This window comes from Mariprofundus ferrinatatus (genome assembly GCF_002795825.1).
GTDB classification, from domain to species: Bacteria; Pseudomonadota; Zetaproteobacteria; order Mariprofundales; family Mariprofundaceae; genus Mariprofundus; species Mariprofundus ferrinatatus.
Map to the genome: position 1 here is coordinate 2101733 of NZ_CP018800.1, position 15546 is coordinate 2117278.

The following is a 15546-nucleotide window of genomic DNA, read 5'->3' on the forward strand; positions in this document are numbered from 1 at the left end:
CTAGTATTCCGGGCCAACCGGCGTCGGGTCTTTCGAGTCCAGCAACTCCACAGAAACTTCCACGTTTGCATTGATATAGCCCTGCGGATTGGTTTTTCCCATCAACAGAAAAGCCGGGGTCGAAACATCAACCTGCGCCCTCTGGCACTGCCTGCTTTTTATATTGTTCGAATGCTCTGCTGGACAAAAGTCTGTGATGTAAAGCACCACTGATTTCGCCACCTTTGGCCTTTTTCCGAGCGCCTGGGTCAGATCTTCAACTATACCCCCTGGCAAGTAATTATTGGTGGGAGGGTTGTTGTCGTTGATTTGTGCGATCAGAGACGGTTCGCCACTCTGCCCGCAAAATTCATCATCCAGGCATTTAACCCGTACCTTTCTTCCACACAGGTTCCAGTTTTCAATACAGCTGGGCTCTGACTGGGAGTCTTTCGAACACTTTTTCATCCCCAGTAGCGCAGGTGAGTCGCTTGGTGCCACGAACCAATGACGGTAATCACCATGATGGAATCTCATATCACTTACGGTGTTGTCACACGCAAGCCCAAAGCGCTTGGTGGTCAAGGCCCCCATCGTTGAGCTCCACTTGCCATCCATAATAAATGTATTGTCGGTAGTGTTGATAACAGACATCGGGATAACTCCCCAGTCGGCCCCATCTCTTCCGGAAGCGGTATTTTGCAAATCTTTTGCCGGAGATGTGCCCGCACAGCAGGAAATCACCAGTGACAGCAGGACTATCAAAAGTGCTTTGATCATGCTTGTAACCTTCCCCTTATTGTTGATCCAGATATTCCTTGTTTCACAACACTGACCTGTTCGTTTGTCAGACCTGTTTCCTGCTCCACCCACGATGTTTGGTGCACATTTCCACCGGTTTCCAGATACTATTGAAAATTGCGATTCGCCGGAAGCAACCATCAGGGCTGACGACATCACCACTGGGATCCCGGACTGCAAGCAACGGATCCTTTTGCGGCACTTTCATTTGGACACTCCGGTCGCACCTTCGGTTTCCAAATGATGGATGGCAGTGGAGGCGGCTTTTTGCACCTCAGCAATCAGGCGCTCTGTTTTAGGGCTGATTTTTGCAACCTGCAAGCTTTCTCCTCCGGCGAGCGTCCGGTTTTCCACGCCGCTCTTCTCAAAGGCATATGCAAGCTGATGCAAAATCTCACCACCGGCAATGACATCATGTTCGCTGCCCAGCAAGGCCAGATGCTCTGCCAGTGACACAGCCGCACCGACAGCCCTGAACTCCCTGTGTCTGCCCGCCCCCAAGAAACCGGTAAGCACTTCTCCCTGAGCCAGACCGATTTTGAACGCGACAGTGCTTCCGTCGGATCGATGCAACGACAGCATTTTTGACGCCTCAATGAGTTCAAGGGCGCACTTTGCCGCCCGATCCTGATAGTTCCTCAGATTAAACGGGTGATTAAACACCGCAACCATATGGCCGCCTGAAATTGCATCAAGATGCCCGCCGTTCTCCGATACGATGGCATGCAATATTCTGAAGAACCTGTTTAGTTCAGACAAGCCGCCAAGCTCACGGAGATCAGAGATATAGCCTGCAAAATCAACCATCTCCACTGCCATGACAGCAACCGTCCTCGCCGGATGGTCTGTATTAACCAATGTTCTCTCGAAGCCATCGGAAACCTGTTGCGGGCTTTGGTAACGACCGAACACCTCATGCGTCATCTGGCGATGTGAAAGCCGGGAAACCATCTGATTAAAGTCGCCAACAGCCTCTCCGATTTCTCCGCTTCCATAACCGGGGATATGGACAGAGAAATCTCCACCCCCAACCTGCCTTGATGCCATGGAAATCCTTCGCATCAAGTCTGTAAGGGTGCCAGAGAAGCGGTACATCAAGGCTCCGGCCAGCATGGCAAGAAGCAGTGCGACCATGGCGATAAGCAACTTCTTTCCGCTGCTGTAAACATCCTCTTCAGGAGCCGGCATATGCAATGCAATCACACCCAGATCTGTTTTGTTGAGATTAACCCCCTGGGCATACCAGCGCTCCTGCCCCTCAACCGAGAGCAGTTGCAAATGATGGGAAGGGAGAGAACTTACCGCATCAGGGATTACCCCTTCCCCGAACTGCTCGCTCTCGCCATTGGCCCAGCGAAGATAAACTATCGATCCGGGCGATGTTGCAACAAACTCCTCCATCAGTCGGTCAACTTCCGTCCTGCTGTCTGCCATCATCGGCATTCTCAGGGCACCTGACAGCATGGAGAGTGTATATCGCACATAATCATCCCGCTCGACTCGCAACGCATCCCGCTCAACAGCAATAATACTCAGCGCCATGACAGCCGAACCGGCTAAAGTCAGAAATGCTGCAAATAAGCTCCAGGACCAACGTAAAGACATTCTACCATCTCCCCCAATACACTTCTGACAACTGGACAGCCATTTTTTGAACCCAGTTCATCGGCATAAGCAAAAGATCAGCCACCTTCATGGCTGTTGGCAGATAAATTGCTCGGTTCACCGCAAACATCGTATTCAATTCAACGCAACCGTTCTAAACAAGGAGGGGGTTTAAATGGATTTCTCAACCATTGCCGGTATTCTGGCAGGATTCGGGCTGATCGTGCTCTCCATATTCCTCTCAGCCGTGGAACCGGGAATATACGTCAATCTGACTGGTTTGATTATTGTTATCGGCGGCACCATGGCCGCCACGCTGGTCAGCTATCCAACCCACGAACTGAGGAAAATCAGCAAAGCGCTGGCCAATGTTTTCCATCGCACCGAATACTCTATCCGTGATGACATTTACGAGATCGCCCAGGCCGCCCGCTTTCGCAGGCATGGAAATCTGGCCGGCATAGAAGAGCGCCTCGCAAAAATCGAAAACCCTTTTTTGCGTACCTCCATCCAGCTGGTGGTTGATAACACGCCTGCCGATGAGATTGTGAACATGCTGCAATGGCGGATTAAACGTTTAAGAGAGAAGGAGCGGGCTGAGGCGCAGGTGTTTCACACCATGGCCGCCTATGCGCCCGCCTTTGGCATGTTCGGCACACTCGTAGGCATGGTCAACATGCTCTATGGCGTGAATGGTCCCGACTCATTGAATATGGGACACAATATGGCTGTGGCACTGATGACAACACTCTACGGCGTACTGTTGGCCAATCTGATTTTTAAACCCGTAGCAATCAAGCTTGAACGGCGAACAGAGAAACGCACCATGATCATGCGCATGATTGTCGAGGGTGCCATCATGCTCGCAAGTGACCGAGGCCCGATATTTATCCGGGAAACACTGAAATCATTTTCAGCCCAATATGAGGATGAACTACGCGGCAGCAGCCACTCATCCGAAGATGAGCTTCGCGCATCAACCGGAAAACGTTCGCTTCGCGCCAGTCCGGATGACAACTTCTAATGCAAGAGATACTGAACAAGGAACAGCCAGGTGATAGCCCTGCAGGCCTTTCACTGCTTCGAACCCACGCCCTGGATGAGCCGGAGCCAATCGATGACTCACCTGAGATAACGCAAGACACATGGATGGTCTCCTATCTGGATCTGGTCACCCTGCTGTTGAGCCTATTCATTGTAATGGGGACACTCAATGCACCAAAAGCGGGCATTCAGGTGCAGGAGACCTCTAACGGCATGAATGCCAAGAATCAGGAAACGCCTGTAAGCATGGATGCCACCATCAAACGACAGGGCCAGAAGCAGGGGCTGGAGGAGGAGCTCAACCGTATCATCGGCAGCAACTCACTGGGCGGCGTCATGGACGTCAAGGTATCCCCCGGCCAGATTCGCCTGCAGATGCACGCCAGCATGCTTTTTGGAGCAGGCGAGGCCAATCTCAACGACTCGGCAGGCACCCCGTTAAAGGATCTCGCAAGACTGTTACAGGGCTATCCGGGCAGGGTCGAAGTCGCAGGCCATAGTGACAATATTCCGGTCTCCGGAGGGCGCTACCGCTCGAACTGGGAACTCTCATCGGCACGTGCCGCCTCCGTAGTTGAATCCCTTATAGAGATCGGCATTCCTGCCAGCAGATTACACGCGACTGGTTATGCCGACACGCGCCCTATCACCACCAATGCCACCCCCGAGGGCAGGGCAAAGAACCGCCGCGTTGAGTTTATCGTTGAAATGGGACCGGAGTTGATCCACAAACGCTGACTGATCGAAGCCTGCAGGCAAGCAGATGAACCGATCAATCTACAAGCCCTCAGCAGTTCACTCCTGGGACTGGACGATGCCCTTCTTTTTGATTTTCTCAACCAGCGTTGTCCGGTTCATTGAGAGAAAATTGGCAGCACGGTTCTTATTCCAGTCAAATCGCTCAAGGGCCGACTGAATAAGGTGGTTTTCAAACTCATCCACAGTGGCTTTCAGGTCAATATGGTCCACCTCGTTGATATCGATCTGGAAATTCTGCACCAGGCGTGCCTGTTCACTGATCATGCGTGAAGGCAAGTCATCGATCTCGACCACCCCCTCCCGCTTAAGCGTACAGACGCGCTCGATAAGATTGCGCAGCTCGCGCACATTGCCCGGCCACACATAGGAGAGCAGCACCTGCTTGGCTTCACTGGAAAGACCTGTGACATTAGAACCCTTCTCGGTATTGAAATATCCCAGGAAATGGTTGGCCAGCAGCAGGATATCATCCCCCCGCTCCCGAAGTGGGGGAAGATGCAATGGAATAACGTTTAGCCTGTAGTAGAGATCTTCCCTGAATCGTCCGGCTTCAATCTCCTCCTCCAGGTTCCGATGCGTCGCTGCAATGACACGCACATCCACCTCGATGCTCTGCTGGCTGCCCACGGGTTCAAAGCAGCGCTCCTGCAAAACACGCAGCAGTTTCACCTGAAGTTTGGGGCTCATATCTCCGATTTCGTCAAGGAAGATTGCCCCCCCATTGGCCAGCTCAAAACGGCCGGGGCGCGACTTGATAGCGCCGGTAAAAGCCCCCTTCACATGACCAAACAGCTCAGACTCCAAAAGCTCCTCTGGAATAGCGCCGCAATTGATCGAAACCAGCGGCTTCTTTGAGCGCGAACCGCTGCTGTGCAGTGCCTTGGCCAGCACCTCCTTGCCACTGCCGGACTCGCCAGAGATCAGAATGGTACTGTCGGAGTTGGCCAGCAATTTCACCGTTTCCTGCAGGTGTCGCATAGCTGCGCAATGGCCTGTGAAACCGGTAAGGTTTTCTGCCGATCTAACCTGCTCCCGCAGTGTACGGTTATCCTTTTGCAGTTGCTGAGTTTTCAGGAACTCGCCAACACGCACCCCCAGCTCATCAAGGTCAAACGGCTTTTTAAGGAAATCATTTGCCCCCAGGCGAACCGCATCAATTGCCGTATCCACTTCGGCATAGCCGGTCATGATAATGATGCCCATTTCCGGATCAGAGCTGTGGAATTCACGCATCAACTCGATGCCATTACCATCTGGAAGGCGCACATCAAGAATACACAGATCAAATTTTCCGAGGTCGAGCGCCTCACGGGCCCGGGTTGCATTTGAGGCGCCAGTGACATGAAATCCTGATGCCTCCAGGTACTCCCTGAGGATTAGCCGAAACTCCTCATTATCTTCAACCAGTAATATAAACGCGGACTGCTCCATTGATAGGACTCCTCTGCAGGCTGAGGCACTTTATTTGCCAGTCAAAATAATGACGCCCAAAACCCAAAAGGCAAGCATATATGTGAATGAATGCTGTCAAACAGGCAAACGGCCCAGATCTGGCAGGCACAAATACCGGCTCACATACGTCAGAGATGGCCTGTAATTTGCTCATTGGCAGCATGGGAATAGACGGCGTTATCAATCTGGGCACTGAAGCCCTATACATGGTTCTTCAACTTTCACTGCCAACATTGGCCGTAGCCCTGATCGTTGGTGTAGCCATCTCCCTGTTTCAAGCAGTCACACAAATTCAGGAGATGACACTGACCTTCGTGCCAAAGATTGTTGCCGTTTTCCTCTGCATCGCTCTAACTGCCCCCTGGCTGATTGAGATCATGGTGGACTATACCAAGCATATTTTTTCACTTATCCCAACCATCACCAATTAACATGGAGCTTCCCACCCTCAACATTGAAGATGTCATCGCTGCCATGCTTGTTCTGATAAGGGTTAGCTGCTTGTTGATTCTGATGCCCGTACTCGGGCACCGGCTGGTGCCTGCTCAGGTAAAAATCGGATTGAGCGCACTGCTTGCAATCCTGCTTTATCCTGCGGTGGCCAATTCCCTGCCCCAGATGCCCGCAACACCGCTCGCCCTGATGCTCGTCGCGATACAGGAGATCCTGATTGCAGCCATGCTTGCCATGGTAGCTCAGCTGATATTCGCAGCCGCTCAATTTGCAGGACAGGTCATGGGTTATCAGATGGGTCTGGCCATTGCCAATGTTTTTGATCCTACGACCAGTGCCCAGATCTCCATCGTCGGTCAATTCTCAATCGTACTCTCCATGCTGATCTGGCTTTCCGCAGGTGCCCATAACGCATTCCTGTTCGCACTGGCAGATTCATTCGACCTCCTTCCCATCGGTCAGCCACTGGATGTTTCCGGCTTCCTGGCGCTAAATGAGATGGCCAGCAGCATGTTCGTACTTGCCCTGCGACTTGTCGCCCCAATGCTGCTTTTGCTGTTCTTTCTCTATGTCGCCCTGGGCCTGCTCTCCCGAGCAGTACCCCAGATTCAGGTGTTTTTTGTCAGCTTCCCCCTCACAGTCGGGATCGGCTTTCTGGCATTTGCGCTTGCACTTCCCAGCATTATCTCACTGATGCACGATAGTTTTACCGGTATTTCAGAAAGCCTGCCGGTGCTGCTGCGGGCCTTATCCGGTGTGTAAGCGATATGGCTTACGACAGGTTTAACTAATGGCTGACGATCAGGATCAGAGTCAAAAGACGGAAGAGGCCACCCCGAAGCGCCAAGAAGAGGCGCGCAAAAAGGGTCAGGTTGCCAACAGCAAAGAGCCATCAACAGCATTTGCTTTCCTGATACTGGCATCGCTCGGCATTACCGGGGCGGGTGAGTTTGTGATCGGGCGCATCATGTCCCTGATGCGCGACTCATTCTCAGGAAACCTGATTCTTGAAACCACCCCGAGCGGCATGCAAGATCTTATTCTCAGGGTATTCATAGACATTGCAGCCTTTGTCCTGCCCATTGTTATCCCGATTATGCTGATCGGCATTCTGGCCACGGTGATGGTTACGGGTCCGGTGTTTTCATTTGAAACACTGAAGCCGAAACTGGAAAAGATAAGCCCGATGAAGGGGATCAAGCGACTCTTCTCAACCCGCGCACTGTCAGAGTTCGTCAAATCTTTGTTGAAATTAACCGTCATTAGTTTGGCGTGCTGGGTCTGCATGGTCGATCTTCTTCCACTAACCATCTCCGCCGTAAGAAAGGATACCGCCTCAATTGCCAGTCTTGCAGTCGAAGGAAGCCTGACGCTGATCGGCCTGGTGGCATTTATTTTTTTCTTTATCGCCCTGATGGATGTGATCTACCAGCGCTGGGAACACGCCAAATCCCAGCGCATGGCACAAAAAGAGATTCGTGATGAACACAAGGAAAGTGAAGGCGATCCCCACCTTAAAGCCAAAATCAGGCAGATTCAGATGGAGCAGTCCAGGAACCGCATGATGTCAGATGTTCCCAAGGCAGATGTCATTATCACCAACCCTACCCATATCGCCATCGCTCTGTCCTACCCGCTTGGCAGTACCGGTGCGCCAAAGGTGCTGGCAAAAGGAAAAGGGAAAGTGGCTGAAAAAATAAGGGAAATCGCCCGCGAGAATGAGATCCCCATCAGGGAAAACAAACCTTTGGCGCGATCCTTGTTTAAGAGCGTCAGGATAGGAGATGAAATTCCTGAACATCTGTATGAGGCGGTCGCCGTCATCATCGCAGAAATTTACAGAATAAAGGCGGAAGAAAATGCCAGAGCTCAGGGTTAACGGGCAAACATCAGGCTTCTCACTACTGCAGCCCGCTGTCAGGCGGGAGACTGCATGCCTGTTCTTCTCATTACATTTCAGCAGCGACTCTGCATATCAGCAGAACATGAGGGGTGCGTAACATGCAGGCTATAGCCTCGATGGCTTTCAAACGCCTGGCCGGACGCTCGGATGTTTTGCTTGCGATCGGTGTTCTCGGCGTATTGGCAATCATGATCGTGCCACTGCCCACGTTTCTTATGGACATGTTTCTTGCCATCAATATCTCCATTGGTGTCCTGATCCTGCTGACGTCACTCTACGTCCTCAAGCCGCTTGATTTTTCCGTATTCCCATCGCTGCTGCTACTGACCACACTGTTCCGGCTGGCGCTGAACGTGGCCACCACCCGACTCATTCTGCTCAACGGACAGGATGGCCCTTCTGCAGCCGGGCATGTCATCGAAGGCTTCGGGCAGTTTGTTGTCGGAGGCAATACCGTTGTCGGACTGATCATCTTTCTCATTCTGGTGCTGATCAACTTTATCGTCATCACCAAAGGCTCCACCCGTATTGCTGAAGTATCCGCACGCTTCACGCTCGATGCCATGCCCGGCAAGCAGATGGCCATCGATGCCGATCTCAATGCCGGCCTGATTGATGATAACCAGGCCAGAGCACGCCGCGATGCGGTCTCCCGTGAAGCGGAATTTTACGGCTCCATGGATGGTGCTTCAAAATTTGTCCGCGGAGATGCGGTTGCCGGCCTGATTATTACGGCCATCAACATTCTGGGCGGACTCGTCATCGGCACCATGCAGCAGGGAATGCCTCTGTCGGAAGCGATGTCGATTTACAGTATTTTGACGGTTGGTGACGGTCTTGTTTCTCAGATCCCCGCACTCGTCATCTCAACTGCGGCCGGTATTATTATTACCAGGGCCGGAGGCGACAAATCGCTGCCGGATGAGCTCAGCTTCCAGTTCACCCAGAGCCCGCGCCTCTTCCTAGTTGGCTCCGGTGCCATGCTGCTGCTCGGATTCATGCCCGGCCTCCCCTTCATTCCGTTCGCCATCCTCTCTGCAGGGGCCGGCATGGCCTGGTGGTACCTTAACGCAGAAGCTGAAAGCCGTGCCCTTGAAGCCGAATCGCTCACTCCCTCACAAGCAGTTGAAGGGGAGCCGCAGGAGGCGCCACTGACCGACCTGCTGATTGTAGATCCCATCAGGCTGGAAGTGGGCTATGGACTGATTGACCTGGTGGAATCAAGCCATGAGGGGAACCTGCTTGACCGGCTGAAAAGCGTGCGCAAGCAGATTGCACAGGAAATTGGCTTTATCCTGCCCTTCGTTCATATCAAGGATAACCTTCAGCTCGGCGTCGGTGAGTATAAAGTTCTGATCCGTGGTGCTGAGGTTGGTCGTGGAGAGATGAAACCACGCAGCCTGCTGGCGCTGGAGAGCCAGGCAACCGGCCCAAGCATCGAGGGTGAGCCTACGCAGGAACCTGCATTCGGCCTTCCTGCCCTGTGGATATCAAATGAGAAACGGCAGCAGGCAGAGCTGTCCGGTTACACCGTAGTGGAACCGGCGACAGTCATCGCGACGCATGTGACCGAAATACTGCGCAAATACTCACACGAAATACTTGACCGGGCGCAGGTACGTAAAATGGTGGACACACTCTCCGAACAGCATGGCAAGGTCGTAGATGAGATCATTCCATCACAGGTGTCCATAGGGTTGCTGCAGAATGTATTGCATCAGCTGCTTGCAGAGTGGGTGCCCATCCGCGACCTGCTCATGATCATTGAAACACTTGCCGACAACAGCGGCCAGAATCTTAGTGTCACTGAATTGACGGCCAGGGTGCGAATTCGTCTGGGACGCAACATTGTGCAACAGCACCTGAACCAGGCAGGCGAACTGGGTGTGTTCACGATCAAGTCCGATATCGAGCAGGAGATGATGGAGAGACTGGAACAGTACAGTGAATGGACACTGCCGCTGAACATCAACCGCTGGCAGAGTTTCCTGATGCGCCTGAATGATGCCGTATCAGGGCATGATATGAGCACAACAATCATCCTCACCACACCGGAATTAAGGGCGCCGCTCTCTGCCTCCCTTAGCAAGGCCATGGCGCGTATCGCAATACTTTCCATTGCCGAAATACCTTCCTATATCAAGGTTCAGACCTTAGGAAGCATCGGATTACAAGATGCAAATTAAGATATTCTCAGCCCCCAAACTGCATGAAGCTCTGGCTAAAGTGCGTCAGGGATATGGTCCTGATGCGATTATCATGGATCGCCATAAAAGTGTCGATGAGAACGGGGAACCGGTCTGGCATGTCCATGCGGCGCGCGATGTCGGAGACAGCATGCAGGTCTCCAAGGCCTCTGCAGAGAACAGGTCTGTGGATTCTGAGAATGCCCATAAAAAACTATTAACTGCCATGAGTCAGCTGGAGCGTATTGTAGACGGCCTCGGCAGGCAGGAGTTTGAAGGGCTGCGGGCCTCACTCCCGGATCAACGCAGCAAACATGGCTTTGATACCCTGATAAAATTAGGCGTAGCCCCGAATTTCGCCTCTGACATCGCAGAGGACTTCGTTAACAATGCGCCCGTGGCGGAAGAGCTGCTGACATGGGGAAGCGCCATTAACCCGACAGAGAAACGTGAAGTCGTGCTGCTCAGCGGCCCAAGCGGCTGCGGCAAAACCACGCTGGCCGCCAAACTTGCCGCGCACTTTATGATCAACGGTGCAAGTGTGGCGTTCCTTAGCACCGATACCGAACGCATCGGCGGCCTTAATGACCTGCAAACGTTCGCCACCAGCCTCGGCGTACCTCTAGTCCCTGTCGCAAGGGCATCGGATATTGAGCCTGCTCTGCGCCAGGTAAAATCGGCACAGTTAGTGCTAGTAGATACCGAGAGCTACTCAAGGAACCAGCCAGTCAAACTGCGCAAGCAGTTTGACTTATGGAACCAGATTCCATGCAGCCGGAAGTTTGTTGTACTTCCAGCCAACATGGACGAGGCAGATGGAATGGAAACGCTTCTCAAGGCGCAGAAGATGGGTATCAATGAATTGGCATTCAGCAAGCTGGATGAAACCTCCTATCCCGGGAAACTGATTAACTGGGCGGCTTCAGGCATTGCCATCTCTTACTGCAGCTTCGGCCCGGAGATTCCGGAACAGATGGGATGGCTTTCAGCCAAGGCGATTACAGCACTGCTGGACAGTCAGACAAAAACCAAGGAGTCATCATGAACAATTCCCCTGACGGGCTAATTACCCAGCGCTCACCGCAAGTTATTGCTGTCTCCAGTGGCAAGGGGGGTGTTGGCAAAACATTTATCTCTGTCCATCTGGCTGCACGGGCTGCCCAACAGGGCAAACGGGTACTGTTGATTGATGCGGATCTGGGCATGGCCAATGTAGATATTATGCTGGGCCTGACTGCCAAAGGCTCCATCCTGCAAGTCATTGAGGGTCAGGCAGAGATTCATGATATTCTGGTAAAAGGGGCAGAGCGACTGGATGTACTGCCTGGAGGCAGCGGTCTGCATGAACTGGCGCACCTCTCCTCTTCGCATCAGCATATCCTCCTCAGCGAACTGGATAACCTGACCCGCAACTATGATCTGGTTCTGGTTGATACGGGTGCGGGCATAGGTGAGAACGTCATGTTCTATGCCTCCAGCTCCGAATCCGTCCTGATCGTACTGACACCGGATCCCACATCACTGACCGATGCCTATGCACTGATCAAAGTGCTTTCAACGCGACACAACACAACCCGCTTTATGGTTGCTGTAAATCAGGCCGATGAAGTTGCCGCCCAGGTTGTATTCCGCCGCCTCCTGGCCGTTTCGGACCGCTATCTGGATGTCATCCTCGACTATGTCGGCAATATGCCTGAGTGCAGTTCGGTCAGAACGGCTATCCAGTCGCAAAAGCTGCTGTACGCCTGCGGCAGCCAGAAGGATATCAACAATCTTAATAAACTTGCCGATTCCGCACTCTCCCGCCCCAGGCCCAGCTCCGGAGGCAGCGGCCTGCAGTTCTCCTGGCAGAGCACGCTGGCTGAAGGGCTGCATGCCAATGCCATGCGTGCAGATGAGAGCATTTCATCATGAAAGCGCGTTATATCAGCGCCTACGGTGGCATTGCAGGTTTTCTTCTCGGAACAGTGATTACGCTCGTTTACAACTTGCCATTTGCTGATGCCGCCTACCGGCTTCTCACCCTGAGTATCTGCGGAGCATGGATGGGGGCCATCATTGCCTGGCTGGATCATCTGCTGCCAAAAAACGAAGAGCGCGATTCAGTCGAAACAGAGAATTAACCGCCATGACAACACCGTATGACAAACAGGCATCCCCTCAATCCCAGACTCCCGAGCAGCTGCTTGAGGCACATCTGCCGCTGATTCGCTATCATGCCAACCAGCTGATCCGGCGCGTCCCGGACTCCATTGAGATGGATGATCTGATTGATGCCGGCGTACTCGGCCTTCTCGATGGGGCCGGCCGCTTCAACCCTGCAAAAAATGCACAGTTCAAAACCTTTATCTCCTACCGCATCCGGGGCTCCATGATCGATTACCTGCGAGCCTTCGACTGGATGCCGAGATCCCTGCGTGATTCATCGAAGGAGCTGCAGCAGGCAATGTCCATTCTGGAGCAGCAATACGATCGCCCGGTCGAGGAGGCCGATGTTGCCGACCATCTTGGCATCAGCCTCGAAGAGTACCGCAACCGCCTTATGGATGTGCGCAGCCTCTCCGTGATCTATTTCGATGACCTGCCTCAAATCCGAAATGATGATGATGCATCGAGTATTATCGATACCATTTCCGGCGATCCGGAACAGATGCCCGACTCGCTGTTGGAAATCTCAGATTTCACGCAAAGGCTGGCCGGGGCCATTATGGATCTCCCTGTGAGGGAGAAGGTGCTTATTTCCCTCTATTATTATGAAGAGCTGAACATGAAAGAGGTCGCGCTGGTTCTGGATATCACGGAATCCCGCGTCTCCCAGCTGCACAGCCAGATGGTTTTGCGACTCAGGAGCAAGCTCGGGCTGGACCTTCCCAATGGGTGATTCGACCAGAATCGCTCCGGTAGCCCCCGTCCCGGCTGTCCCGAGGGTTATCCAGCGAGACCCCAGAAAAAAAGAGCAGGATAACCATCCCGACTCCCCTGCGGTCAGGCGGGAGCTGGAAGAGCAGCAGAAGCCGATGGATGACAGTAAGAAAGAGGGGGGCCTGGACTGCTATGGCTGAGTTCGCCTCTGATGCGCTCCACTATGGCATGCTTCTGGATCTGCTGCTCATCACAGCTGTCGCAGGCTTATGGCTGGCCTGGTGGCGAAACCTGAATCGACTAAAAAAAACCGAGAGCCTTCTGGTCGAAAGCATTCAACAGCTGGATCATGCATCCTCGCAGTTACAGCAGGCAATGGCTCACATCCGGGAATTTGAAAAAGAGAAGCGTTCTGAAAAAGAGGTTCGATCAAACAGGCAGCCGAGGAGCATCCCGACCCCAACTGCCAACCAGTCAGGTGATACCCTCCTCGTGCGCACACTTCTCCTGCAGCGTGAAGGAAAGTCAGATGAAGATATTGCGGGCTCGCTGAACATTCCGATAGATCAGGTTCGCCTGATGCTTAAGATGCATTCGACAAGGGGTAGTTAACGGATGTATTCCATTATCATTCCACAGCTACTCAGCTTGCCGGAGACAGGTGCCACCAAGCAGGCAAACCAGCGACTTCCCTGGACAAATGGCAGCCTGATGGCTGCAAAGCTGAGTCCAACGGAGACTGCGGGTGTAGCCCAGCTTGTAGTCGGCGGCTACCGACTGACCGCGAAAGTTCCACCATCCACTCCGATGGGGGATATCTGGCTTCAGCTGATCAACCGTGACATGCCGGCACAACTGCGCCTGCTGAACAACGCCCAGGCTGAAACAGTGCTCACTAGAATGCTGCAGAAGTCAGCAGCCAGCTCGTCTGAACCCCAGCTATCAAAACAGACCTCCGAGCAGAGCTGGGGAAAACTGGATACCGGATCGCTGCCATTTAATGCAGAGGTTTCAGCGCATGGCCAGCATCTGACCATTCAGGATCGCGAACATAAGCACCGTGATGTGCTGCTGAGCAGTACGATTGAAGGCGATCAGTTCTCCCTGCTTGGACGTGTTGACCTTGAGCAGATTGGCCCTGTGGCATTCAATCTCCATGGTGGTGAAGCGTGTGACTGGTCATTGAAGCTCTTTTCCACCAATCCCCAGCTGCTCTCCTACCTGCGGGCCCATTTCAACATATGGCTGCAAGGGGAGCAGGAGAAGCATACAAAGCTGGATGGCGAGGTGCTCTACGGCATGCCGGAAAGCATGACAGCGCTTGCAGGTGGAGTTCAGGGATGAGTGAACGGGAAGTGGCTATTGCCCTGGGTTACGACTCCGAGCTTGGCGATGCACCCAAGGTTCTGGCCGCCGGATATGGCCATATTGCCAGGCAGATTATGGCCATCGCCAGCAAGGAGGGCATACATATTCATCAGGACGATAACCTGGCCCAGATTCTCGCCCAGGTTCCAGTTGGATATGAAATACCGGAAACCGCCTATCAATTGGTCGCGGAAATTCTTGCCTTTCTTTACCAGACTGACCGGGCATTGAAGGAAAAGATTTCCAAGTAAAGCGGAAAAAAATGCCGTTTGCACGACCTCATACTCAAGTGGCGATCGCAAACCCCATGTAAACAGGCCATTTCCGGGCAATACGACTTTGGCATGAGAGATGCGTAAGGAACAAGAGTTCGCAATTGAAAGGAGATAAGATGCAATCAGGTTTTTATTTGTCCGGTGTCGCCAGTCAGATGACTCAGCAGAAGCTTAATGACATCAACCATAATCTGGCCAATGTGAACACGATTGGTTTCATGGCCAGCCGTTCGTCATTTTCCTCAACGCTGGCAGATCAGATTAACGGCCAAACAGTTGCATCCCCAACCTCATATTCCAGTTATAACAACTCATTTGTTGACATGAAAGAGGGCAATATCAGAGCGACCGGCAATGACCTCGACTTTGCCATTCAGGGAAACGCCTTCTTCAAGGTTCGCCTCGATAACGGAGAGGCTGCCTATACCAGAGCCGGAAACTTTAAGCTGGGTGCCAATGGCGGCCTGCTTACCCAGAGCGGACAGCCGGTACTGGATCAGGGTGGTGCTGAAATTGTTTTGCCGGCAGGGAAGGTTACTGCCAGCCAGGATGGCACCCTCTCTGTGGATAATAATCCGGTAACCCGATTCGGCATGGTAACCATTATGGATGCATCACTGCTGGACAGGCATGGCAACACACTGATGACAACCCCCGTAGAGAACACCGCGCCAGCTGAAGAGGGCGTGACTGTCCGTCAGGGCTCCGTGGAAGGGTCGAACGTCAACTCTATTCTTGCCATGACAGAAATGGTTGCCACCACACGCAGTTTTGAAGCAACAATGAAAATAATCGAACAATACAATCAACAGACAAGCCAGCTCAATGACCGGGTTGGAATGGTCCAGGGTTAACAGGA

General features: G+C 52.9%; 18 protein-coding genes. 15 read left to right on the plus strand and 3 right to left on the minus strand.

Annotation, left to right across the window (positions count from 1 at the left end):
* Together Ga0123462_RS10315 and Ga0123462_RS10320 are read right to left on the minus strand one after the other, a co-directional pair.
* Nucleotides 1-759 carry a hypothetical protein gene (locus Ga0123462_RS10315; RefSeq protein WP_100266220.1) on the minus strand — a complete coding sequence of 253 codons (759 nt, stop codon included), beginning with the start codon at nt 757-759 and terminating at the stop codon, nt 1-3.
* A 225-nt stretch (nt 760-984) separates the two neighbouring features.
* Entirely contained in the window at nt 985-2385 is a 1401-nt protein-coding gene (locus Ga0123462_RS10320; RefSeq protein WP_100266221.1) for an adenylate/guanylate cyclase domain-containing protein, read from the minus strand.
* Between the two features lie 175 nt (nt 2386-2560).
* On the opposite strand from Ga0123462_RS10320, the gene Ga0123462_RS10325 reads away from it, so the two are divergent.
* Nucleotides 2561-3409 (plus strand): motility protein A, encoded by an 849-nt coding sequence (locus Ga0123462_RS10325; RefSeq protein WP_100266222.1) that lies wholly within the window; start codon nt 2561-2563, stop codon nt 3407-3409.
* Nucleotides 3409-4167 carry an OmpA/MotB family protein gene (locus Ga0123462_RS10330; protein WP_100266223.1) on the plus strand — a complete coding sequence of 253 codons (759 nt, stop codon included), beginning with the start codon at nt 3409-3411 and terminating at the stop codon, nt 4165-4167. Before Ga0123462_RS10325 ends, Ga0123462_RS10330 begins: the two co-directional genes overlap by 1 nt.
* Before the next feature lie 57 nt (nt 4168-4224).
* Here Ga0123462_RS10330 and Ga0123462_RS10335 read toward each other — a convergent pair whose 3' ends face one another.
* The gene (locus Ga0123462_RS10335; RefSeq protein WP_100266224.1) at nt 4225-5619 is read right to left on the minus strand and encodes a sigma-54-dependent transcriptional regulator; all 1395 of its coding nucleotides are present in this window, start codon (nt 5617-5619) and stop codon (nt 4225-4227) included.
* Between the two features lie 86 nt (nt 5620-5705).
* Between Ga0123462_RS10335 and fliQ the strand changes: the two genes are divergently transcribed.
* The 13 genes from fliQ to Ga0123462_RS10400 all read left to right on the plus strand — a co-directional run bounded on the left by fliQ (nt 5706) and on the right by Ga0123462_RS10400 (nt 15541).
* Complete coding sequence (gene fliQ, locus Ga0123462_RS10340) at nt 5706-6071, plus strand: flagellar biosynthesis protein FliQ (RefSeq protein WP_335645277.1); 366 nt, start codon at nt 5706-5708, stop codon at nt 6069-6071.
* Between the two features lies 1 nt (nt 6072).
* The gene (gene fliR / locus Ga0123462_RS10345; protein WP_100266225.1) at nt 6073-6855 is read left to right on the plus strand and encodes a flagellar biosynthetic protein FliR; all 783 of its coding nucleotides are present in this window, start codon (nt 6073-6075) and stop codon (nt 6853-6855) included.
* Nucleotides 6856-6883: 28 nt separating this feature from the next.
* Nucleotides 6884-7972 (plus strand): flagellar biosynthesis protein FlhB, encoded by a 1089-nt coding sequence (gene flhB, locus Ga0123462_RS10350; RefSeq protein ID WP_100266226.1) that lies wholly within the window; start codon nt 6884-6886, stop codon nt 7970-7972.
* A 122-nt stretch (nt 7973-8094) separates the two neighbouring features.
* Nucleotides 8095-10182: a flagellar biosynthesis protein FlhA gene (flhA, locus tag Ga0123462_RS10355; RefSeq protein WP_100266227.1), complete on the plus strand. Its 2088-nt coding sequence runs from the start codon at nt 8095-8097 to the stop codon at nt 10180-10182.
* Nucleotides 10172-11227 carry a flagellar biosynthesis protein FlhF gene (locus Ga0123462_RS10360; RefSeq protein ID WP_100266228.1) on the plus strand — a complete coding sequence of 352 codons (1056 nt, stop codon included), beginning with the start codon at nt 10172-10174 and terminating at the stop codon, nt 11225-11227. The genes flhA and Ga0123462_RS10360 overlap by 11 nt, the downstream gene beginning before the upstream one ends.
* Entirely contained in the window at nt 11224-12096 is an 873-nt protein-coding gene (locus Ga0123462_RS10365; RefSeq protein WP_157821335.1) for a MinD/ParA family protein, read from the plus strand. The genes Ga0123462_RS10360 and Ga0123462_RS10365 overlap by 4 nt, the downstream gene beginning before the upstream one ends.
* Nucleotides 12093-12305 carry a hypothetical protein gene (locus Ga0123462_RS10370; protein WP_100266230.1) on the plus strand — a complete coding sequence of 71 codons (213 nt, stop codon included), beginning with the start codon at nt 12093-12095 and terminating at the stop codon, nt 12303-12305. The genes Ga0123462_RS10365 and Ga0123462_RS10370 overlap by 4 nt, the downstream gene beginning before the upstream one ends.
* Nucleotides 12306-12310: 5 nt before the next feature.
* A complete protein-coding gene (locus Ga0123462_RS10375) occupies nt 12311-13063 on the plus strand; it encodes a FliA/WhiG family RNA polymerase sigma factor (RefSeq protein WP_100266231.1) in 753 nt (250 codons plus the stop codon).
* On the plus strand, nt 13056-13244 hold the full coding sequence (locus Ga0123462_RS10380) for a hypothetical protein (RefSeq protein WP_100266232.1): 189 nt from the start codon (nt 13056-13058) through the stop codon (nt 13242-13244). Before Ga0123462_RS10375 ends, Ga0123462_RS10380 begins: the two co-directional genes overlap by 8 nt.
* Complete coding sequence (locus Ga0123462_RS10385) at nt 13237-13656, plus strand: hypothetical protein (RefSeq protein ID WP_100266233.1); 420 nt, start codon at nt 13237-13239, stop codon at nt 13654-13656. Before Ga0123462_RS10380 ends, Ga0123462_RS10385 begins: the two co-directional genes overlap by 8 nt.
* Before the next feature lie 3 nt (nt 13657-13659).
* The gene (locus Ga0123462_RS10390; protein ID WP_100266234.1) at nt 13660-14388 is read left to right on the plus strand and encodes a hypothetical protein; all 729 of its coding nucleotides are present in this window, start codon (nt 13660-13662) and stop codon (nt 14386-14388) included.
* On the plus strand, nt 14385-14663 hold the full coding sequence (locus tag Ga0123462_RS10395; protein ID WP_100266235.1) for an EscU/YscU/HrcU family type III secretion system export apparatus switch protein: 279 nt from the start codon (nt 14385-14387) through the stop codon (nt 14661-14663). Before Ga0123462_RS10390 ends, Ga0123462_RS10395 begins: the two co-directional genes overlap by 4 nt.
* Nucleotides 14664-14803: 140 nt before the next feature.
* Nucleotides 14804-15541, plus strand: a complete 738-nt coding sequence (locus tag Ga0123462_RS10400; RefSeq protein WP_100266236.1) for a flagellar hook-basal body protein — start codon at nt 14804-14806, stop codon at nt 15539-15541.
* The last annotated feature ends 5 nt before the right edge of the window (nt 15542-15546 follow it).